This window comes from Enterobacter sp. QK-SA4, from assembly GCF_056856775.1.
Window position 1 is genome coordinate 2,198,860 of record NZ_JBXFXH010000007.1, and the last position, 20,527, is coordinate 2,219,386.

The 20,527-nt window shown below is 55.8% G+C and carries 19 protein-coding genes and 1 pseudogene; 15 read left to right on the plus strand and 5 right to left on the minus strand.

Annotated features, from left to right (window positions below; genetic code table 11):
• The first annotated feature begins 73 nt into the window (after positions 1-73).
• Positions 74-472: a (R)-mandelonitrile lyase gene (locus tag AC1VYI_RS12020; protein WP_134866138.1), complete on the plus strand. Its 399-nt coding sequence runs from the start codon at positions 74-76 to the stop codon at positions 470-472.
• Here AC1VYI_RS12020 and AC1VYI_RS12025 read toward each other — a convergent pair.
• Positions 469-2,004 (minus strand): methyl-accepting chemotaxis protein, encoded by a 1,536-nt coding sequence (locus AC1VYI_RS12025; RefSeq protein WP_226483857.1) that lies wholly within the window; start codon positions 2,002-2,004, stop codon positions 469-471. The two genes, AC1VYI_RS12020 and AC1VYI_RS12025, sit on opposite strands and share 4 nt — an antisense overlap.
• A 345-nt stretch (positions 2,005-2,349) precedes the next feature.
• Between AC1VYI_RS12025 and AC1VYI_RS12030 the strand changes: the two genes are divergently transcribed.
• From AC1VYI_RS12030 to AC1VYI_RS12080, 11 genes and pseudogenes are all read left to right on the plus strand, one after another.
• Positions 2,350-2,889, plus strand: coding sequence for an AAA family ATPase (locus tag AC1VYI_RS12030; protein WP_045354206.1), 540 nt, complete (start codon positions 2,350-2,352; stop codon positions 2,887-2,889).
• Positions 2,890-2,999: 110 nt separating this feature from the next.
• The gene (locus AC1VYI_RS12035; protein WP_226483852.1) at positions 3,000-4,001 is read left to right on the plus strand and encodes an LLM class flavin-dependent oxidoreductase; all 1,002 of its coding nucleotides are present in this window, start codon (positions 3,000-3,002) and stop codon (positions 3,999-4,001) included.
• Complete coding sequence (locus AC1VYI_RS12040; protein WP_039262859.1) at positions 3,998-5,119, plus strand: M20 peptidase aminoacylase family protein; 1,122 nt, start codon at positions 3,998-4,000, stop codon at positions 5,117-5,119. Before AC1VYI_RS12035 ends, AC1VYI_RS12040 begins: the two co-directional genes overlap by 4 nt.
• Positions 5,120-5,135: 16 nt before the next feature.
• Positions 5,136-7,399, plus strand: a pseudogene (locus tag AC1VYI_RS12045) (NtaA/DmoA family FMN-dependent monooxygenase).
• A gap of 9 nt (positions 7,400-7,408) precedes the next feature.
• Positions 7,409-7,918, plus strand: a complete 510-nt coding sequence (locus tag AC1VYI_RS12050) for a GNAT family N-acetyltransferase (protein ID WP_008501765.1) — start codon at positions 7,409-7,411, stop codon at positions 7,916-7,918.
• 9 nt (positions 7,919-7,927) lie between these two features.
• Complete coding sequence (locus AC1VYI_RS12055) at positions 7,928-8,854, plus strand: amino acid ABC transporter permease (RefSeq protein WP_023311968.1); 927 nt, start codon at positions 7,928-7,930, stop codon at positions 8,852-8,854.
• Positions 8,838-9,611, plus strand: coding sequence for an amino acid ABC transporter ATP-binding protein (locus AC1VYI_RS12060; protein ID WP_047060962.1), 774 nt, complete (start codon positions 8,838-8,840; stop codon positions 9,609-9,611). The genes AC1VYI_RS12055 and AC1VYI_RS12060 overlap by 17 nt, the downstream gene beginning before the upstream one ends.
• Before the next feature lie 9 nt (positions 9,612-9,620).
• Positions 9,621-10,508 (plus strand): ABC transporter substrate-binding protein, encoded by an 888-nt coding sequence (locus AC1VYI_RS12065; protein WP_023311966.1) that lies wholly within the window; start codon positions 9,621-9,623, stop codon positions 10,506-10,508.
• A gap of 166 nt (positions 10,509-10,674) precedes the next feature.
• Positions 10,675-11,292, plus strand: coding sequence for a glutathione S-transferase family protein (locus AC1VYI_RS12070; RefSeq protein WP_134866141.1), 618 nt, complete (start codon positions 10,675-10,677; stop codon positions 11,290-11,292).
• A gap of 37 nt (positions 11,293-11,329) precedes the next feature.
• Positions 11,330-11,560: a tautomerase PptA gene (gene pptA, locus AC1VYI_RS12075; protein ID WP_023311964.1), complete on the plus strand. Its 231-nt coding sequence runs from the start codon at positions 11,330-11,332 to the stop codon at positions 11,558-11,560.
• Positions 11,561-11,751: 191 nt separating this feature from the next.
• Positions 11,752-12,753 (plus strand): Kdo(2)-lipid IV(A) acyltransferase, encoded by a 1,002-nt coding sequence (locus AC1VYI_RS12080; protein WP_134866142.1) that lies wholly within the window; start codon positions 11,752-11,754, stop codon positions 12,751-12,753.
• A gap of 45 nt (positions 12,754-12,798) precedes the next feature.
• Here the strand turns inward: AC1VYI_RS12080 and AC1VYI_RS12085 are convergent, their stop codons facing one another.
• The gene (locus AC1VYI_RS12085; RefSeq protein WP_094934992.1) at positions 12,799-14,484 is read right to left on the minus strand and encodes an NAD-dependent malic enzyme; all 1,686 of its coding nucleotides are present in this window, start codon (positions 14,482-14,484) and stop codon (positions 12,799-12,801) included.
• Between the two features lie 30 nt (positions 14,485-14,514).
• Positions 14,515-15,462, minus strand: coding sequence for an AEC family transporter (locus AC1VYI_RS12090; RefSeq protein ID WP_023311961.1), 948 nt, complete (start codon positions 15,460-15,462; stop codon positions 14,515-14,517).
• A gap of 404 nt (positions 15,463-15,866) precedes the next feature.
• Between AC1VYI_RS12090 and AC1VYI_RS12095 the strand changes: the two genes are divergently transcribed.
• Together AC1VYI_RS12095 and AC1VYI_RS12100 are read left to right on the plus strand one after the other, a co-directional pair.
• Positions 15,867-17,198, plus strand: a complete 1,332-nt coding sequence (locus AC1VYI_RS12095) for a 2-hydroxycarboxylate transporter family protein (protein ID WP_033145663.1) — start codon at positions 15,867-15,869, stop codon at positions 17,196-17,198.
• A gap of 121 nt (positions 17,199-17,319) precedes the next feature.
• A complete protein-coding gene (locus AC1VYI_RS12100) occupies positions 17,320-17,955 on the plus strand; it encodes an ECs1377 family protein (protein ID WP_059446785.1) in 636 nt (211 codons plus the stop codon).
• A 27-nt stretch (positions 17,956-17,982) separates the two neighbouring features.
• Here AC1VYI_RS12100 and pdxR read toward each other — a convergent pair whose 3' ends face one another.
• Positions 17,983-19,461: a MocR-like pyridoxine biosynthesis transcription factor PdxR gene (gene pdxR, locus AC1VYI_RS12105; protein WP_134866143.1), complete on the minus strand. Its 1,479-nt coding sequence runs from the start codon at positions 19,459-19,461 to the stop codon at positions 17,983-17,985.
• Positions 19,462-19,625: 164 nt separating this feature from the next.
• Here pdxR and AC1VYI_RS12110 point away from each other — a divergent pair, with 164 nt between their 5' ends.
• Positions 19,626-20,081, plus strand: coding sequence for a GNAT family N-acetyltransferase (locus AC1VYI_RS12110; RefSeq protein ID WP_134866144.1), 456 nt, complete (start codon positions 19,626-19,628; stop codon positions 20,079-20,081).
• Positions 20,082-20,150: 69 nt separating this feature from the next.
• Here AC1VYI_RS12110 and AC1VYI_RS12115 read toward each other — a convergent pair whose 3' ends face one another.
• Positions 20,151-20,453 (minus strand): ArsR/SmtB family transcription factor, encoded by a 303-nt coding sequence (locus AC1VYI_RS12115; RefSeq protein WP_047174471.1) that lies wholly within the window; start codon positions 20,451-20,453, stop codon positions 20,151-20,153.
• Positions 20,454-20,527: the final 74 nt, after the last annotated feature.

The following is a 20,527-nucleotide window of genomic DNA, read 5'->3' on the forward strand; positions in this document are numbered from 1 at the left end:
ATCTGATTATGCACGCTAATGCTCCGGATTGCTTTGCGCTACTGTTAACCCAACAGTAAACGAGGAGCATAAGATGAAAATTATTCGCAGCGGATCATTACCTTCAGCAAAAGGGCCGGAAGCCTGGTTCACCGGCACCGTCCGCATTGACGCGCCATTTCAGGCGAGCGAACCTGCCAGCGTCGGCGGGGCAACCGTGACCTTTGAGCCGGGCGCGCGCACCGCGTGGCATACGCATCCCCTTGGGCAAACGCTGATTGTGACGCAGGGTCGCGGCTGGTTACAGGAGTGGGGCAAAGCGGCGGAAACATTGAATCAGGGCGATATCGCCTGGATCCCACCCGGCGTAAAGCACTGGCACGGCGCAAGCGCGCAAACGGCGATGACGCATATTGCCATCGCCGAATCCGTTAACGGCAGCCCGGTTGCATGGCTGGAAAAAGTCACCGACGAGCAGTATCCGAACGGCTAACCGCCAAAAACGGCAATCGCCTGCTGCAGGCGCGTGGTGCGCTGCGTCAGGTGATTCGCGGCGTGAGTGACGTTATCCACCATCCCCGTATTGTTGTGGGTCATTGCGCCGATACGGGAGATGGATGCGTTGATGAGCGTCAGCGCCTGGGTTTGCTCCTGCGTGGCGTGGCCGATCTCCTTAATCAGGGAGGAGACCCGCAGCACGTTGTCGATCATGACCGTCAGCTGCGTTTCGGTTTGTTCTACCTTCTCCACGCCAGAGTTGACGCTGGCGACGTTTTTCTCAATCAGCGCTTTGATCTCTTTCGCCGCCGTCGCGGAGTGCTGCGCAAGATTGCGCACCTCAGCCGCCACCACGGCAAAACCGCGCCCGGCTTCACCCGCACGCGCTGCTTCCACGGCCGCATTCAGCGCAAGAATGTTGGTCTGGAAGGCGATACGATCGATAACGCTGATAATATCGACGATCTGGCTGTTATCCTGCGACACGGATTGCATCATACCGATGGTCTCTTTCATCATCGCTTCACCGCGGTGGGCGCTGTCGCGGGTGCGATCCGCCATCTCCGTGGCTTCTTTAGCCGTTTCTGCCGTCTGCTCCACCGCGCTGGCGATCTCTTCCACCGCTGACGCGGTTTGCTGCAGAAAGTCTGCGGTCTCTTCTGAACGCGTTTGCAGCGCCGCACCTTCTTTCGCGACCTGCTGGCTGATGGTGCCAATCCCGCTGATTTGCGCCCCGACATCGTCAACCAGCGAATTCAGGTTCAAGCCTGATTGATTCACCAGGCGCATCATCAGCCCGATGTCGTCGATCCTGTCAAAATGGTAATAGTCCGTTTTACGTCCTGAAACCACGCGCTGCATCTGTTGCACAATAGATTTTACCGGACGGGCGATCTGCGCATGAAGATAATAGGTCAGGGCAATAAACAGCAGCGCCAGACTTACCGACTGCATAAGTTTATCAGGGAATAAATACACCGCCAGGCAGGAGAGTAACGCCGTCGTCGCAATACCCAGGTGGATGCGTTTACTGGTGCTGAGACATTTAAAGAGCGACATAAACGAAAATAAACCGCGCCGAACCAGTAACCCTTTATAAAAGCGGTAATGTTTTAATTCGTTATTACGCACTTTTGCATACAGTTTTTCACTGGCCGCAATCTCTTCCCGTGCGGGTATATTTCGCACGGAAATATAGCCCGTCAGGGATCCACTCTGCCAGACCGGCGTTACGTTAGCCCGCACCCAGTAGTGGTCGCCATTATGACGACGGTTCTTCACCAGCCCCGTCCAGGTCTCACCCTGCTGCAGGGTATACCACATGTCGCCAAACGCTTCGGCAGGCATGTCGGGATGGCGGATGAGGTTATGCGGCTCACCCAGAAGATGTTCTTCTTTATATCCGCTGGCTTCAATAAAAGCGGAATTAGCATAGGTAATATGGCTTTTGGTATCGGTGGTCGACATTAACGTCGAACCATCGTTAAGTAAATACTCGTTTTGTGTAACGGGACTGTTACGCCTCATGAGTAACTCCATGATGATGTGCAAGAATAAAAAATGCCCGAAAAAAGCTCCGGCAAGATTAATGTGATTATTTTTATATAACGCTCTGCTGCATATTCTGTCTGAAATTATGACTGCCTGAAATACCCGTTGTTCATTATTTTTAATCTGTTAATGCTGGCGAATGTAATAAAAATGAAAATATTTTCAGGGGCGTATTCTGGCGTCGCTGCAAATAAACGACATAACCCAAACTGAAAGAGGGAGATCGTCTCTCAGGATAAATTGCCATGCTGAAATAGCGTTTCGTTAACAGGATGAAAACGCTATGATTTGGTCAGTTTTCGTTATTACAGTGAGGCTGAGGTGAAAATTAACATCATCGGAACCAGCGGGAGCGGAAAAAGCACTCTGGCGAAGCAGATTGCGACCGAACTGGCTATTCCCTATATCGAGATGGACAGACTCTACTGGCGGCCTGACTGGCAGGGAACGCCGGACGATGTGTTTCAGGAAAAGCTGGAGCAGGCGCTACAGGCTTCGCCAGACTGGGTGCTTGACGGCAACTATAACCGCACGCGCCCGGTTAAATGGCGTGACGTCGACGTTGTGGTATGGGTCGATTATGGCTTTGCACGCACCCTCTGGCAGGCCGTCAACAGGGCAGTCAAACGCGCCTGGCATAAACAAGAGCTCTGGCCCGGAACCGGGAACAAAGAGAGTTTCCGGCGCGCGTTCTTCAGCAGAGAGTCCATTCTCATCTGGACGATGAAAACCTGGCGTAACAACCGCACGCGCTATGAAGCCGATCTGCAAAACCCGCAGTATGGGCATATTCGCTTCGTCCGCATTACCCGGCGCGAGCAGGGGAAAACGCTGATCTCCGACTTAAAGTCTTATTCTTAGCATGGTTTTATATATCTGATTTCCGGCAAACTAAATGTAAATTAATTGTTTCTCAGTGGTGAAATGCGCCTTTAATAATGTCGACATGTTAAGTCAAACGAGAACGCAACATGTCATGGCGAATCAGCATTCTGGATAAAAGCCCCATCGCTGAAAACGAAACGGCTGCCGATGCACTGGCGCGTACGCTGGCGCTGGCGCAGCAGGCAGAAAATCTGGGCTATCACCGCTTCTGGATTGCCGAACACCACAACACTCCCCATCTTGCCAGCCCCTCGCCGGAGCTACTGATTGCCTGGATCCTTGGGCAGACAACGCGCATCCGCGTCGGATCCGGCGGCGTGATGCTCCAGCACTACAGCCCTTATAAAGTCGCCGAGAATTTTAACGTGCTGGCCGCGCTGGCGCCCGGCCGCGTGGATCTCGGTGTCGGAAAAGCCCCCGGCGGGCTGCCGCTCTCAACCCGCGCGCTTCAGCAGGGTCTGAATCAACTGGAAAAGGGCAGCTTCGCCGAACAGCTGGCCCAGCTCGATCGCTGGATCCGTCCTGAGCATCAGTCTCATGAAGAGGCCGTTCGCGCCACGCCGCTGCCGCCGCTGCCTGCAGAGGGTTTCCTGCTGGGCGCGAGTATCGATAGCGCGCTGCTGGCCGCCGGGCTCGGCTGGCACTTTGTGTTTGCCGCGCATCTGAACGGTGACCCTGAGCTGCTGCGCGAGGTGGTCTCGACCTGGCGTAAGAACAGCACGCGGGACGTGATTGTGGCGGTACAGGCGATTGTTGCCCCGACGCAGGCAGAGGCGGAAGCCCTGGCGCAGAAGGTTGAAGTGTGGGGCGTTGAGCTGGCAAACGGCCAGCGTGTCACCGTGGCCAGCGAAGAGCAGGCCTACGCCTTTGCGCGCCAGGCGGGCAGCGAGCCAGTGCGCATTGCACGTCGGGCGCAGTCGCTGCTGGCGGGTACGGCTGAGTCGGTGCTCGAACAGCTCAACGCCCTGCATGAAAAATGGGGTATTGACGAATTTATCATCGACACGCCGGTAGCGGAGGGGGCAGCGCGCGTCGCGTCGCTGCGCCTGCTTGCCGAGGCGCGTCTTAACAAGGAGGTCACCGTATGAGCTTTGGCGAACAGCTGATTGCCTGGCGTCGCGAGCTGCACCAGAACCCGGAGCTATCCGGCCAGGAAGTGGAGACCACAACGCGCCTGCGCCAGTGGCTGACGAATGCCGGGATTACCCCGCAGCCTTACGACCTGTCGACCGGGCTGGTGGCGGAAATCGGCTCGGGCAACAAACTGATTGCGCTGCGCGCGGATATCGACGCTCTGCCGATTGAAGAGCGCAGCGGCGTGCCGTTTAGCTCCCAGCGTGCAGGCGTAATGCATGCCTGCGGACACGATATCCACACCAGCGTGATCCTCGGCGCCGCGTTAAAGCTGAAAGAGCGGGAAGCGTCGCTTAACGGCCGGGTGCGGATCCTGTTTCAGCCTGCCGAAGAGAACTTTGGCGGTGCGAAGAGCATGGTGCGGGCCGGTGCCCTGCGTGACGTCAGCGCTATCTTCGGCATGCATAACGAGCCCGGCCTGCCGGTCGGTGAGTTCGCTACCCGCGGCGGGCCGTTTTATGCCAACGTCGATCGCTTCGTGATCCGCATTACCGGTAAGGGCGCGCACGCCGCACGTCCGCACGAAGGCAACGACGCCATCGTGCTGGCGAGCCAGCTGGTAACGGCGCTGCAAAGCGTCGCCAGCCGCAACGTCAACACGCTGGACTCGGTGGTGCTGAGCGTGACGCGCATTGCAGGCGGTAACACCTGGAACGTGCTGCCGGAAAGCGTCGAGCTGGAAGGCACGCTGCGCACCCACCGCACGGAAGTGCAGCAGAATGTGAAGGCCCGCGTGGGCGAAATCGCCGCCGGGTTTGCCAGCGCCTTTAGCGCGCAGATTGACATCACCTGGTATGCCGGGCCCACCGCGCTGGTGAACGACGAGCGCTGGGCCGATTTCGCCACCTCGGTCGCCAGAGAAGCAGGCTATGAAACCCGGCACGCCGAGCTGCATATGGGCGGGGAAGATTTCGCGGTCTATCTGCAGCAGATCCCGGGGGCATTTGTCAGCATCGGCAGCAACAGCCCGTACGGTTTACACCATCCGGCATTCAATCCGGATGAAGCATTAATTGAGCCCGCTGCCCGCTATTTTGCACAGCTTGCGGAAAAAGCCCTGCAACACGTTTAATTCTTAAGAGGTGAATATGTCTGCACATCGTCAACTGCGGCTCGGGACCATTTTGCATGGTGCATCCGGAAATATGTCCGCCTGGCGTCACCCTGAGGCCGTCGCCGATGCCAGCATCAATTTTGATTTCGTCAAAGCGACGGCGTTAAAGGCGGAGGAGGGCAAACTCGATTTTTTATTCGTTGCCGACGGTCTCTATATCAACGAGAAATCGATCCCGCATTTTTTAAATCGCTTTGAACCGCTGACGGTGTTATCCGCTCTCGCCAGCATCACCTCGCGCCTGGGGCTGGTGGGAACCTTATCCACCTCCTACAGCGAGCCTTTCACTACGGCGCGCCAGTTCGCCAGCCTCGATCACCTGAGCAACGGGCGCGCGGGCTGGAACGTGGTGACTTCCCCGCTGGAAGGATCAGCAAAGAACTTCTCTCGCGAAAAACACCCCGAGCACGCGCTGCGCTATCGCATTGCGGATGAGTATCTCGACGTGGTGAAAGGGCTGTGGGATTCCTGGGAGGGCGACGCCTTTGTGCGCAATAAAGACAGCGGTCAGTTTTTTGACCCGGCAAAATTGCATACCCTGGACCACCGCGGTGATTTCTTCCAGGTCGCCGGTCCGCTGAATATTGGGCGAACGCCACAGGGGCGGCCGATTGTCTTTCAGGCAGGCGCGTCGGACGACGGGAAAAAGCTGGCGGCGAAACATGCCGACGCCATTTTTACCCATCACGAAACGCTCGACGAAGCGAAAGCCTTTTACCGCGACGTGAAGCAGCAGCTGGAAAGTAACGGACGCCGCGCGTCAGATTTACATATTTTCCAGGGCGTCAGCGTGATTGTGGGTAAAGACGCCGATGACGTGGAAAACCAGTATCAGACCACGGCGGCGCTGGTGTCGATTAACGATGCCCTCAACTACCTCGGACGCTATTTCGAGCATCACGATTTCAGCCAGTATCCGCTCGACGAGCCGTTCCCGGATATCGGCGACTTAGGCAAAAACAACTTCCGCAGCACCACCGATGAAATTAAGCGTAACGCCCGCGAGCGCAGCTTAACCCTGCGTCAGGTGGCGCTTGAAGCCGCTTCGCCTCGCCCGCGCTTTTCCGGTACGCCGGAAGAGGTGGCCGACGGTCTGCAGGCCTGGTTTGAAGGCTATGCCGCAGACGGCTTCATCATTCAGGGCGGCACGCCGGACACCTTCCCGCGCTTTGTTGACCAGGTGGTGCCTGTTTTACAGGCGCGCGGCCTGTTCCGTTCCGACTACCCGGGCACCACGCTGCGCGAAAGTCTGGGTTTAGACGAACCTAAAAACCAATACACACAACAATAAAAGAGAACCCCTCTATGCAGAAAACAACGCTTATTCTGGCGCTCGCGCTGGCCTTTTCCCCTGCCGTTTGGGCAGAGAATGTGAATATTAACGGCACCGGCGTGAGCATCGAGGCCAATAAAACGCCGGTTAATACCGCTAAAAACAATGATGCGGTGGCACAGCTGCCGAAAGACTATCGCTTTGCCGTCCCGGGGAAATTTACCGTGGCGGTGGCGGGCCTCAATCAACCGCCGCTGACGGTGTTTTCCGATGACAACAAAACGCTGTTAGGGAGTGAAGTGGACGTCGCCCGTCTGGTCGCTGACAGCCTGGGGCTGGAGCTAAACGTGGTGCCGACCTCCTGGGAAGACTGGCCGCTGGGCGTGGCCTCCGGGAAATATGATGCCGCCATCAGCAACATTACCGTCACCAAAGAGCGTAAAGAGAAATTTGACTTTGCCACCTACCGCAAAGATTCCCTCGGGTTCTACGTGAAATCAACCAGCCCGATCAAGTCGCTGCAGAAGGCGGAAGACATCGCCGGGCTGCGGATTATCGTCGGCTCCGGCACCAACCAGGAGTCCATCCTGCTGGCCTGGAATGCCGAAAATCTGAAGAAGGGCCTGAAGCCCTTTACCCCGATCTACACCAAAGACGATGCGGCACAAACGCTGGCGCTGCAGTCGGGGCGCGCGGATGCCTACTTTGGTCCGAACGTGATTGGCGCCTGGAAAGCGGCGCTGAACGGGAAAACCAAACTGGTGGGTAGCGTCGACGGCGGCTGGCCGAAGGCGGCGCACATTGCGGTCACGCTGAAGAAAGGCAGCGGGCTGGTTGAGCCGGTGCAAACCGCGCTGAACGGGGTCATCAAAAACGGCGACTACGACAAAGTGCTGAACCGCTGGGGGGAAGGCGTTGAGCGTATTCCTCAGTCAGAAGTGAACCCGGCTGGCCTGGGCGATTAAGGAGGCGTGATGAGCGAACGATTTCGTGATGTTTCCCCGGAAGACGCCGAGCTTCAGCCCATTATCGAAGGGCTGTTCGGTGAATATGCCGCCCGCTACGGGGACTACTTCTCCAAAGACGCGGAGGTTGAGCTCACCGAATGGTATTTAGCGCCGCAGGGGCTGTTTATCGTACTGGAGCGCGACGGGAAGATTATCGCCACCGGCGCGTACAAACCTTTCGACGAACGCACCGCGGAAATCAAACGCATCTGGACGGACAAAACCCTGCGTCAGCAGGGGCTTGCCGGGCGCGTGGTGCAGGAGCTCGAGCGCAGGGCGGTGCTGGCAGGATACAGCCAAATTTATCTGACAACCGGCTTTCGCCAGCCGGAAGCGGTCAGGCTCTATCTCAGCCAGGGCTACCAGCCGCAGTTCGATCTGAACCGCGATCCGGAAGAGTACAGCCAGCCGCCGTTTGACGGCCGGCTGCGCTTCACCAAAACGCTGGTACGCGAAGCGTTCAGTAAAACCGCATGAGGAACGACGATGAGCAACGTTGAAACCATTAAGGTGGTCCCGGCGCGTTATCCGCTGCGGGCCGTCGGCGCCGCGGTGGCGCTGTTTGTCCTGGCGGTCGTGATTCAGTCCGTGGCCTTTAACCCGCGCTGGGAGTGGGCGGTGTTTGCCCGCTGGTTCTTTGACCCGGTGATCCTTGAAGGTGTCGGGCAGACCCTGCTGCTGACGCTGATCGGCACCGCGCTGAGCGTGGTGTTTGGCGGCATGCTGGCGCTGGCGAGACTCTCTTCATCCTGGCTGCTGAGCAGCCTGGCGTGGGCCTATATCTGGCTGTTTCGATCGCTGCCGCTGATCGTGGTGCTGATCATTCTCTACAACTTTTCCTATCTCTACGACACGCTCTCGCTCGGCGTGCCGTTCACCGGCATCACCTGGGGCAGTTTTGAAACCATCAACGTGCTGGGGCAGTTCTCTACCGCCGTGGTGGGGCTCACCCTGGTGCAGAGCGCCTATACCGCCGAGATCGTTCGCGGTGGTTTCCTCGGGGTCGATCACGGCCAGTATGAGGCCGCCGCCGCGCTCGGTCTGCCGGCCTGGCGCCGCACGGTGCGCATCATTTTGCCTCAGGCGCTGCGCACCATTCTGCCGTCGGGGTTCAATGAAATCATCAGCCTCGCCAAGGGCACGGCGATGGTGTATGTCCTGGCGATGCCGGAGCTGTTCTATACCATCCAGATGATCTACAACCGCACGCAGGAGGTGATCCCGCTGCTGATGGTCGGTGCCGCCTGGTACCTGGCGATCACCACCGTCCTGTCCGCTATCCAGTATGGCGTCGAGCGCGCGCTTGCCCGCAGCGAACGCCGCTCTGCCGTTAACCAGAACCGTGCCACCCGTCGTACCCGTTCCGTCACCACCACGCCAGCACAGGAGCCTATCCATGCAAGCCTCTCCTGAAGGACATATTTCGATTACCGGCGTCAGCAAGTATTTCGGTCGCCATAAGGCGCTCGACAACGTTTCGCTGGAGATCCCGCCCGGGTCCGTGACGGTGATCCTCGGGCCGTCCGGCTCCGGTAAATCGACGCTGCTGCGCACTATTAACCACCTGGAGCGCGTTGACGAAGGCTTTATCCAGATCGACGGGGACTACATTGGCTATCGCCGTCAGGGCGACAGGCTCTATGAGCTGAAGGAGAAGGAGATCCTCAAACAGCGCGTCAACGTGGGCTACGTGTTCCAGAACTTCAATCTCTTTCCGCACCTCACGGTGCTGGAAAACCTGATTGAGGCGCCCATCGCGCATAAAAAGCTCAGCAAAAAAGAGGCGGTGGAAAGGGCGTACAGCCTGCTGGACGTGGTCGGGCTGCGTGATAAAGCCGATGCCTGGTCGCGCCATCTTTCCGGCGGTCAGCAGCAGCGTATTGCCATTGCCCGCGCGCTGGCGCTGCGTCCCCGCGTGATGCTGTTTGATGAGCCCACCTCGGCGCTGGACCCGGAACTGGTAGGGGAAGTGCTGGACGTGATCAAAAAGCTGGCCCGGTCCGGCACCACGCTGGTGGTAGTGACCCACGAGATCGGCTTTGCCCGGGAAGTGGCGGATCAGGTGGTGTTTATGGTCGACGGAAAAATCGTCGAGCAGGGAAGCAGTGACGAGGTATTAAACCGTCCGTCACATGCGCGAACGCGCCAGTTCTTGTCAAAAGTGCTGTAAGGAGCGCCAATGAAATATGGACTTCTGGCGGGGCTGGTCTTCACGACGGCGAGCCACGCCAGTATTGATTTGAAAGCCAACGAGCAGCCTCTGCCGGTGACGGTGGATCGGCAGGCCGTGGCGAAGATCCCCGCCAATTACAAATTCGTTGAGCCGGGTACGCTCACGGTCGCCGTTTCGGCGCTGAATTCTCCGCCGCTGGCGCTGCTGGCCAGCGATAACCGCACGCGCATCGGTAGCGACCCGGATATCGCCCGCCTGCTGGCGGGCAGCCTGGGATTAAAGCTGAAGCTGGTGCCGACGGCATGGGAGGACTGGCCGCTGGGGATCGCCTCCGGGCGCTACGACGTGGCGCTGGTGAACATTGCGGTGACCGAACAGCGTAAAGAGAAGTTTGATTTTGCGACCTACCGCGTCGATTCGCTGGCGTTTTCGGTGAAATCCACCAGCGAGATCCAGTCAATCAAAAGCGCGGAAGATCTGGCCGGGAAGAAGGTGATTGTCGGCTCTGGTACCAATCAGGAACGCATCCTTTTGGGCTGGAACGAAGAGAACAAAAAGGCGGGAAGGGCGCCTGCGCTGCCGGTCTATCTCCACGACGATGCCTCGGGCAATCTCTATATTCAGTCCGGCAGGGCGGACGTGTTCTTTGGTCCGCAGTCGGTATCGGCCTATAAGGCAGCGCTCACGGGCAAAACCCGCGTCGTCGGTTTAGGGCCGAAAAAAGCCTATGTCGCGACCACCACCAAAAAGGGCAATGAGCTGGTGTACGCGCTGCAGGCCGCGCTGGACGGCGCGATTAAGCGAGGTGATTATCAGAAGGTGCTGGCGCGCTGGGGCGAGCAGGGCGAAGCGGTGGCGCAGTCGGAGGTCAACCCGCCAGGGATAACCTACTAATGGTGCTCTATACCCAAAATAATTCGAGTTGCAGGAAGGCGGCAAGGGAACGAATCCCCGGGAGCGTACACTAGTACGTGACTGGGGTGAGTGAGTGCAGCCAACGCACCTGCAACTTGAAGTATGACGGGTATACACTTAGGGTTTTCATCCCTGAGGAGGCAACATGATTAAACTCTATGGCGTACCCGGCTGGGGCTCGGCGATCGGTGAAGTGATGCTAACCTTGGCCGATATCCCCTATCAATTTATCGACGTGGACGGGTTTGACCAGCCCGGTCCGCAGCGCGAGCTGCTGCAAAAGCTCAACCCGCTGTGTCAGGTGCCCACGCTGGAGCTGGAAAATGGCGCCATTATGACCGAAACGGCGGCGATTGCCCTGATGGTGCTCGACAGATGCCCCGATCTCGCGCCGCCCGTGGGGCAGGCCGAACGCCAGCAGTTTCAGCGCTTGCTGATCTGGTTTGTGGCTAACGTCTATCCCACGTTTACGTATGCAGACTATCCCGAACGCTGGGCGCCGGATGCGCCTGAACAGCTGCAGAAAAACTGCATCGAATACCGGAAGTCCCTCTATTTGTGGTTCGAAACTCAGCTCAAGGCCGCCCCGTTTGCGTTGGGGGAACGGCTGACGCTGCTGGATGTGTATATCGCGGTGGCGCGAACCTGGGGGCCACGCCATGACTGGTTTGCGACCAATACGCCGAGGTTTACGGCTATTGCGGACACCGTATGCCAGCTGCCGGAACTGCACAAGGTGTTAAAGGCCAACGGTATTATCTGATAACGTGGAGCCCTGACTCACAACTGGAAGCCTGCATATGCCACACGTAGATATCAAATGTTTTCCCCGCGATTTGAACGACGAACAAAAAGCCGCACTGGCCGAGGATATTGCTGAGGTCATTATTCGCCATTTCAACAGCAAAGACAGCTCTGTCTCCGTTGCGTTGAATCAGGTGAACCAGGAGGACTGGAAAGCGCAGGTCTGGGATACGGAAATAGGCCCGAAGCTGGACGAGTTAATTAAAAAGCCCGGCTATTCAATGTAAGCGCACTTGCCGGGGGGAATTCTCCTCCCCGGTTTTCCCGTCTCGTCTTCCCGCTTTTTCGCAAAAATCGATAAAAATGCGTTTTATCTTATCCGTTACACTTTACGTTTCTGACTGACACATTATTAATCCTTAGGAAAGATCTTCAACAGAATCAATTAAGGACAGACACGTTAAAGGATAATTTTCCCATGACAAAATTACCCCGCTTTTCACTCGCCTTTCTTCATCCCCGTTACTGGCTAAGCTGGGCCGGCATTGCCGCACTGTGGCTCATCATGCTGCTCCCTTATCCGCTGCTGTTCAGAATCGGTCATGGCCTTGGTCGGCTGGCGATGCGCCTGCTTCCTCGTCGCGTCGAGATAGCCCGCCGAAACCTGGAGCTCTGTTTTCCGGAGATGAAAAAGGATGAACGCGAGTCACTGCTGCAGCGTAATTTTGAATCGGTAGGAATGGGGGTAATCGAAACCGGGATGGCATGGTTCTGGCCCGCGTGGCGGGTGAAGAAATGCTTTACCGTGCAGGGGTATGAGCACATGGAAAAGGCGCGGGCAAAGGGTAATGGCGTGGTGCTCGTTGGCATGCATTTTCTCACCCTTGAGCTGGGCGCGCGGATCTTTGGCATGCTTAATCCCGGCATTGGGGTGTATCGTCCGAATAATAACGCGCTGCTGGACTGGCTTCAGACGCGCGGACGCCTGCGCTCCAATAAAACCATGCTCGATCGTCATGATTTAAAGGGCATGATCCGCTCGCTGAAGCAGAATGAGATTTTGTGGTATGCCCCGGATCATGACTACGGTAAAACCAATAGCGTCTTTGTGCCGTTCTTTGCGGTTCCGGATGCCGCCACGACCGCTGGAAGCTATATGCTGGTCAAAAGCGCTAAGCCTGCCGTCATTCCCTTTGTGCCGCGGCGCAGGGCGGATGGCACCGGTTACGAGCTGATCATTCTGGAAGATATCAGTGAGGCGTTGCAGGGCGGCGATAAAGAAGCCGTGGCGACGCAGATGAACAGGGCGATTGAACAGGCGGTACGGATGGCGCCAGAACAGTATATGTGGCTGCACCGTCGCTTCAAAACGCGACCTGAAGGTCAGCCTGACCGGTATGCCCGCCGCAAGAGCGTGGCATCAAGGTCTGATATCCTGTCCGCCGCCGATCTCTCCGATCGGTCAGGCGTCCAGCACTGAGGCAGCGATTCCGCCCTCACCGTGCAGTGAGGGCAGAATCGAGGCTTACAGCGCAGACCGGCGGTACGGCGCATAGTCCGCCTGCCACCAGGTCTTCTCAATACGCGCCATCAGCGTCTCATCATCTATCGCCGGAGCCACGCCCTGTTCAATCGCGGCCCGGGCGACGGCGACGGCAATCTGGCGTGAAACCGTTTCAATCTGATCTACCGGCGGCAGCAATCCGCCTTTTTCCGTGGTGACCAGCGGAGACTGCGCGGCCAGGCTGCGGCTTGCTGCCATCAGCATCTCTTCCGTCACCCGGCGCGCGTTGCAGGCCAGCACGCCCAGCCCCAGGCCCGGGAAAATATAGGCGTTGTTACACTGGGCGATCTCGTAGTGTTCATTCTCCCAGAATACCGGGGCGAACGGGCTGCCGGTGGCCACCAGCGCGGCACCCTGGGTCCAGGCGATAAGATCCTGCGGCTGGGCTTCCGCCCGCGAGGTCGGATTCGAGAGCGGCATGATGATTGGGCGCGGACAGTGGCGATGCATCTCTTTGACAATCTCTTCGCTGAACAGCCCCGGCTGGCCTGAAACGCCGATCATCACCGTGGGATGCGCGTTCTTCACCACGTCCAGCAGGGAAATATTTTGCGAGTCTACCTGCCAGCTGCAAACGGCGTCGCGCGCGGTAAGCAGGTTTTTCTGGAAATCGAGCAGGTTGGTCATGTCGTCGGTCAGCAGGCCGAAGCGATCGACCATAAAGATCCGGCTGCGCGCTTCCGGCTCGGTCAGGCCGTCATCCACCATCAGCGCCACAATTTTTTCAGCTATCCCGCATCCGGCAGAGCCGCTGCCCAGGAAGACCACGCGCTGGTCGCGAATTCGCGTGCCCGCCGCATGCGCCGCCGCCATCAGCGTACCGGCGGTGACGGCGGCCGTGCCCTGTATATCATCATTGAAGCAGCACAGCTGGTCGCGGTAGCGCTGGAGCAGCCTGGTAGCGTTTTTCTGCGCAAAGTCTTCAAATTGCAGGAGCACATTGGGCCAGCGCGCTTTAACGGTGCTGACAAACATATCCATAAACTCAGCGTACTGGTCGTCGCTAATGCGCGGGTGGCGCCAGCCCATGTACATCGGGTCGTCGAGGTGTTGCTGATTATTGGTGCCGACATCCAGCATAATCGGCAGGGTAGAGGCCGGATGGATCCCCCCACAGGCGGTATACAGCGACAGCTTGCCAATTGGGATGCCCATTCCGCCGATACCCTGATCGCCAAGCCCTAAAATACGTTCCCCGTCTGTCACCACAATCACGCGAACGTCGTTGCGCGAAAAGCTTTGCAGCATCTCATCAATACGATGGCGATTCGGCCATGAAATAAACAGGCCGCGCGCTCGTCGATATATCGTGGAGAAATGCTCGCAGGCTTCACCGACCGTCGGGGTATAGATAATCGGTAACGTCTCTTTCAGGTGCGAACGCAGGAGGTTATAAAAAAGAGTTTCATTGGTGTCCTGAATATTTCGCAGGTATACATGACGCGAAATATCGCTTTTAAAATGACAGAACTGCACCCAGGCGCGCTCGGTTTGTTCCTCAATCGTTTCAACGTTGTGCGGCAATAACCCATGCAGATTAAAATTGTCACGCTCTTCTTTAATAAATGCGAGCCCTTTATTTAGCAGCGGATTTTCCAGCAATACGGCCCCGTTATAGGGGGTGTACAGAACTTCTTTCCGGGACATGGTTAACTCCTGAATTTTATATAAAGCAGATTAAGAAATAAAATAGATCATAATGCCTTCGGTCACGACCCCGACGGCAGTGCCAATTAATATGGAAGAGGATGCTGTATCAATATAGGTATCGCTGCGTAAGGCAAACATCCCCGCGGCAATAGCGGAAGGCGTTGCGCCAATAATCACGACCTGCTGCAGTAAGGTATGGCTCAGGCCAAAGGCGATCCCCGCGGCGGCCATCATTGCCGGCTGAATAAGGTTTTTAATACTGATATTGGTAAACGTCTGCACGTTCAGTTTTGGACGTTCACCGTAAAACAACAGGCCGAGGGCAAACAGGGACAGTCCGCCTGAAACTTTGCCAACCATTTCGATAGGCATGCTGAGAATAGAAGGGATTTGCACACCGGCCAGACTGAGCAATACGCCGGAGACCGGGATCCAGACGATAGGATTGCGTGCCGCCTTGATGAGGTTTTGCACGATCATCGCGCCCGGGTGCAGCGCCTCCAGGCCATCTTGACCGTTTTTATCACCCATACGAATCAGGACGATAGTCAGAGGGATCATGATAACGCTGGTAATAATATTGCCAATCAGCACGCCGATAAATCCTTCCGGCCCAATCAAGACCGCCAGGACCGGTGCGCCAAAGTAGGCCATATCGGGAAAGGCGCAAACCAGAGACTGAATGGCGCTGGTTTTGATATCGTGGCGAAAAACGTAGCGCGAAATAAATAGCGTCAGTAAATACGACCCCATTAAACCGACAACTAAAACGGCCATAAAGGTCAGGTTCTTAATTTTATTGGGATCGGTATGCAATGCACCGATAAAAAGATGGAAAGGAAGGGCGAAACGAATCACCACGGTTGCCATGACGTTTGCATCTTCACGCCGGGAATATCCCAGCTTTCCGCTTAGCCATCCAAGTAACATTATAAAGACGAGCGGAAACAGTGACTGTAATAGTAATGAAGGCATAGTATTTCCTGTAGGGTATTTTATGTGTTTTATTGCAGCGCTAATCTAGCGCTTAGAAAGCAGGGCAGGAGTGACAAGGGTCACACTCTCTCTGGTTTTATTAATTTCAAAAAGATTGCATTAGTTGGATAACTAATACTTTCGTCAAATATTGATAAGACGCAAGAAAGCAACATTAGTCGTTATAAATAACTTTAGTTACTTAATGCTGAATTAAGTTATTTAAAAGCAAAGGGCCAGATTGTTCACATTTCTACCCGCAGGTCCATGATAATTTCATCGTGAGCCTGTTTTTAGAAAAGGCCATCTAAGTCTTTATTTATATTTAAGAACATTTATTCGTATCAGGAATAGTTTCAGTTATTCCTTTCTCTGTTTATCCGAACATAAATTCAGGTGATTATATGAAAGATAATCCTGTACCGACTTCAGAACTGTCGACCTCGCGTTTTGCCTTTGGGCTCAATAATACCGAGGTGGGCACGGTCCCGTTGATGCTGTTCGTCGGGATTGCCGCGATTGTGGCGACGTCCGCCTGGGCAGGGCTGCTGCCGAAAAATATGATAGGTGGACTCGCGGTCATCATGACCCTCGGTTTCGCCTTTGCCAAAGTCGGGCGTCAAATCCCGGTGCTGAAAGATATCGGCGGCCCGGCGATCCTGTGCCTGATGGTCCCCTCCGTGCTGGTCTATTTTGGCGTATTCGGGAAACATACCCTTGATACCGTGCATCTGCTGATGAAAGAGGCGAATCTGCTCTATTTCGTCATCGCCTGCCTGGTGGTCGGCAGCATTCTGGGGATGAACCGGGTGCTGCTGATCCAGGGGATGATGCGCATGTTTGTTCCGCTGGTGGCGGGAACATGCATGGCCGTGCTGAGCGGCCTCATTGTGGGCTCACTGTTTGGTTATACGCCTTACCACACCTTCTTCTTCATCATTGTGCCTATTATCGGCGGCGGGATCGGCGAGGGGATTTTGCCGCTTTCCCTGGCCTATTCGGCAATACTGGGGCAGACGCCGGACGTCTACGTTGCGCAGCTGGCACCCGCTGCGGTCGTCGGGAATATCTTCGCCATTATTTGTGCGGGCTCGCTGGCGCGTCTCGGCGCGAAACGTCCTGCGCTTTCGGGAAATGGCATGCTTACGCGGAGTAAAGACGACGCCAGCCTGTTTGCCGGGGCGCAGAGCACGCAGCAGACGGATTTTCATCTGATGGGGGGCGGATTGCTGATGGTGTGCGCGTTTTTCATCGTCGGCGGATTGTTTGAAAAACTGGTACACATTCCCGGCCCGGTGCTGATGATCCTGATTGCCGTTCTGTGTAAATACTTCAGGGTGATCCCGGCCTCAATGGAGCAGGGCGCGCACAGCTGCTATAAATTCGTCTCGGCTGCGCTGGTCTGGCCGCTGATGATCGGCCTCGGGATGTTATACGTGCCGCTTGAGAGCGTGGTGTCGGTCTTCTCGGTGGGATACGTGGTGGTATGCGGCTCGGTCGTGATTGCGATGGCGCTGAGCGGCTACTTTATCGCGTCGCGACTGAATATGTATCCTGTGGAAGCGGCCATTGTGACCTGCTGCCACAGCGGGCTGGGCGGAACGGGGGACGTGGCCATTTTGTCCGCGTCTAACCGGATGTCGCTCATGCCGTTCGCGCAGATTGCCACCCGCATCGGCGGCGCGTCGACGGTGATTTTCGCCACGCTGCTGATGGGGTGGATTATGGCGCACTGATCCGAAACGTCAGGATGCTGAATCGCAACGACATTTTCAGGGTGCCGCTGCGGTTCAGTCCTTTATAAAACTCACCGCGCTGTATAGAATTACCGCATCCACAGTGACGGGATACCACACGATGACCGGAAGAGTTGATTATCAGATTGAAAAATACCTCCTTACTGAAGCCTCCGAACCGGAGCGCCTGACGCGCCAGTGGGCAGAGGTGATGGAGGAGTGTCGTGAGCAAAAGTCCGGTGCTGAGGAGCGGCTGCGCCTCGCGTTGCTTAATGTGGATTACGTCACCAGCTTCGAGCTGCCCTTCAGACTGCTCCTTACCCGTGCGCCCCAGCTGATAGACATTGTCAGAAAAGAGCTTCAGCTCAGTCAGAAAAATGTTCTGTTTAACGGCAAGCGCTTTGGCTGCGTCTATAGCCTGAAAAGGGATCTCGACGGAATACCTGACGAATTTACCTATCAGCTGAAAACGCGTATCCAGCGCAGTGACGCGACAGGATGCAATGAAGCGCCTTACCGGCAAATTGCCCAGCAGGTTAAAGCCCCCCGCGAACGACTTAAGCTGGCGCTGGAAAATGGGTTAGCGATAACGGCACTCGACGGGCTTTTCTGGTTTGGCATTCAGCGCATCGCGGCCGATGTGCAGAGATTACGCAAAACGGGGATGAGGATCGTGACGTCCGACGCCGAGGTGTTTGATACGCTCACCAAAACAACCCGGCGGATCCCTGTTTATAGCCTTGCTCGCCCGGAATGAGTATTCGCCGCTGACCGGTCGACGGCATCAAACATGACGGAAAATTGCGGCCAGTTTTTTTACAGCGTCTTCTATCTCCCTTTCCGTGTAAGCAGCAAATCCCATCAAAAAACCGGTGGACGCGGGAGGACCTGCATATAAATTGGTAAGACCAAGTATATCAACACCCGCGCGGCGGGCGGCGGTGGCTATTTCTTTCTCGGATATGCCGTGCTTCAGGTGACAAGGCATTTGCATTCCCCCCGCAGGCGTTTCACAGGTAACATATTCGGAGAGATATTCGTCCATCATGCTTGCCAGCGCGTCGCGACGAGCAACATAAATACTCCGCATCTTACGAACATAGGCGCCAAAATGGCCTCCCTCCAGAAATTTAGCCAGCGTCAGCTGGGTTATTGAGGCGGTGTGACCATCCATTAATGTCCTCGCCATGGTAAAGGGCTCTATCAGTTCTGAGGGAACAATGGTGTAGGCAATACGTAGCCCAGGGAACAGAGACTTGGTGAACGTGCCGATATAAATTGTCCGGTTGGAAGTATCAAGCCCCTGAAGACTGGCCATTGGCTTGCCTTCGTAGTGAAACTCGCTGTCATAGTCATCCTCAATAATCCAGGCTCCGTAACGGTTTGCCCATTTAACAACTGCCAGTCGTCGGTCAAGAGAGAGCGTCACCCCGGTAGGGTACTGATGAGAAGGCGTAAGGTAGATCGCCCTGGCAGGCTCGGTCAGAGAATTAAGACCGTCAACCGAGATGCCTTTTTCATCAAGAGGAACCGGAATACAGCGAAGCCCTGCAGCGTTGAACGCTTTGTGCGCCCCTTGATAGGAGGGATCTTCAATGACAATGCCATCACCGGCGTCCATCAGCACGTGGGAACAGAGCGCAAGCGCCTGTTGAGAACTTGTCAGAACGATGACCTGTTCTGCCCTCGCACGCGTTCCGCGCTCAAGATTGACGTATTCCGCAATTGCCCGTCGCAGGCGCTCTATACCCTGTGGGGGACTTTGCTCTAATGCCTGATGCTGAAACTCCTTCAGGACCTCTCGCTGAAGACGCTCCCAGATCGGAATGGGAAACATGCGGGTTTCAGGAATGCCGGGCGCAAGGGGGCGAGGGGAGGAAAATTCTCGGATCCCGCCGCTTTCATAAACGATCTTTCCCCGGACGCTGAGTTTTGCTTTTCGTATCTCAGCGGTTGGCTGATGCTGTCGAGGACGGGGTTTTAAAAAACGCGCGCTGGAAGAGACGAAGCTCCCTCTGCCTGTTTGTCTCTCAATAAAACCTTCGGCATGCAGGCTGGAGTAGGCCGCTTCAATGGTATCCCGGGAAACGCTGAGAGAAGCTGCCAGAGCGCGTGAGGCAGGAAGGGCCTTACCGTGAGATAATACCCCTTCCAGTATCAGCGTCCGTATTGCTCTCTGGATCCTTTCATGAAGCGGTAGCGATCCGTTAGCGGGGTCGATAATCCATGCCTTAACCGTTTCAAGCTGTGCGTGCTTAAACATTACGTTGTCCACTTTTCCTGTGTGTCTTTTGATTCTAAAGCAATATTGCATGCAGAAGGATGAAAAATTGGTCTGCCTTGATGGCGAGAATTGGCGGGACAAAACGTGCCATTCAGCGAATACACTCTTCCTGAAACGAATAAACGGGTGACCAAAGAGGCAATATGAATAATACGAGCGTGACAATTGAGTCAGTTAAAGAACATGATTTTGAAAGCTGGATGCCACTGTGGAGTAAATACCAGGAATTTTATAAAGTCGATCTCTCTGGGGCCGTCACTCAACGAACCTGGCAGCGATTTTTCAGCCCCGTTGAGCCGCTATTCTGCGTGGTAGCACGATGTAATGGAGACATAGTGGGTTTTGCGCATTATCTTTTTCACCGCTCGACCTGGGCTGAGAGCGATTACTGCTACCTCGAAGATTTATACGTCTGTGAAACTGTCAGGGGCAAACACATCGGTAAACAGCTAATAGAATATGTTCAGAGAGAAGCGAGAAAACATCACGCCAGCCACCTTTACTGGCATACGCATGAAGCCAACTATCGCGGGCAACGATTGTACGACTGGATTGCGAAGAAAAGTGGAATGATTGAATATCGTATGCAGGTTAGATAAATCCCTTCGCTGACGTAATGCCCCCTCAAATATGTACGGGGCATTTTTCAGGAAAAAACAGGCATGTCCTTATGATTTAGCCTGTAAAAGTATCTCCATCAGCCCCGGAAAGCGGGCATCCAGATCGTCTCTGCGTAACGAAATCATGTTCTCCCGCCCCTGCGGGCGCTGCCAGATAACGCCGCTGTCGCGCAGAACGCGCCAGTGGTGTGTCATCGTGGACTTCACCACGTCTTCCGGACGCAGCGCGTTACAGCTGAGTTCGCTGCCATCGGCGAGCCGGCGAATAATCGACAGCCGGAGCGGATTGCCGAGGGCAAACAGCACATTTTCCAGCAGTATTTGTTCAGTTTCAGGGTGGTTTGGGATCATCGTTTTCCTGCGTTTGGCGTCAGATTGAGCTATATCAACAATAGGTCAACCGTTAAAAAATAGTTCGATAATAC

Excerpts from the sequence above, each read along its gene's own strand:
- AC1VYI_RS12060 (WP_047060962.1), top strand. The coding sequence starts at position 8,838 with ATGCAAGCCTCTCCTGAAGGACATATTTCGATTACCGGCGTCAGCAAG.
- AC1VYI_RS12115 (WP_047174471.1), bottom strand. The coding sequence starts at position 20,453 with ATGATCCCAAACCACCCTGAAACTGAACAAATACTGCTGGAAAATGTG.
- AC1VYI_RS12025 (WP_226483857.1), bottom strand. The coding sequence starts at position 2,004 with ATGAGGCGTAACAGTCCCGTTACACAAAACGAGTATTTACTTAACGAT.
- AC1VYI_RS12020 (WP_134866138.1), top strand. The coding sequence starts at position 74 with ATGAAAATTATTCGCAGCGGATCATTACCTTCAGCAAAAGGGCCGGAA.
- AC1VYI_RS12090 (WP_023311961.1), bottom strand. The coding sequence starts at position 15,462 with ATGCCTTCATTACTATTACAGTCACTGTTTCCGCTCGTCTTTATAATG.
- AC1VYI_RS12080 (WP_134866142.1), top strand. The coding sequence starts at position 11,752 with ATGACAAAATTACCCCGCTTTTCACTCGCCTTTCTTCATCCCCGTTAC.
- AC1VYI_RS12065 (WP_023311966.1), top strand. The coding sequence starts at position 9,621 with ATGAAATATGGACTTCTGGCGGGGCTGGTCTTCACGACGGCGAGCCAC.
- AC1VYI_RS12085 (WP_094934992.1), bottom strand. The coding sequence starts at position 14,484 with ATGTCCCGGAAAGAAGTTCTGTACACCCCCTATAACGGGGCCGTATTG.
- AC1VYI_RS12070 (WP_134866141.1), top strand. The coding sequence starts at position 10,675 with ATGATTAAACTCTATGGCGTACCCGGCTGGGGCTCGGCGATCGGTGAA.
- AC1VYI_RS12110 (WP_134866144.1), top strand. The coding sequence starts at position 19,626 with ATGAATAATACGAGCGTGACAATTGAGTCAGTTAAAGAACATGATTTT.
- AC1VYI_RS12055 (WP_023311968.1), top strand. The coding sequence starts at position 7,928 with ATGAGCAACGTTGAAACCATTAAGGTGGTCCCGGCGCGTTATCCGCTG.
- pdxR (WP_134866143.1), bottom strand. The coding sequence starts at position 19,461 with ATGTTTAAGCACGCACAGCTTGAAACGGTTAAGGCATGGATTATCGAC.
- AC1VYI_RS12050 (WP_008501765.1), top strand. The coding sequence starts at position 7,409 with ATGAGCGAACGATTTCGTGATGTTTCCCCGGAAGACGCCGAGCTTCAG.
- AC1VYI_RS12040 (WP_039262859.1), top strand. The coding sequence starts at position 3,998 with ATGAGCTTTGGCGAACAGCTGATTGCCTGGCGTCGCGAGCTGCACCAG.
- AC1VYI_RS12100 (WP_059446785.1), top strand. The coding sequence starts at position 17,320 with ATGACCGGAAGAGTTGATTATCAGATTGAAAAATACCTCCTTACTGAA.
- AC1VYI_RS12035 (WP_226483852.1), top strand. The coding sequence starts at position 3,000 with ATGTCATGGCGAATCAGCATTCTGGATAAAAGCCCCATCGCTGAAAAC.
- AC1VYI_RS12095 (WP_033145663.1), top strand. The coding sequence starts at position 15,867 with ATGAAAGATAATCCTGTACCGACTTCAGAACTGTCGACCTCGCGTTTT.
- pptA (WP_023311964.1), top strand. The coding sequence starts at position 11,330 with ATGCCACACGTAGATATCAAATGTTTTCCCCGCGATTTGAACGACGAA.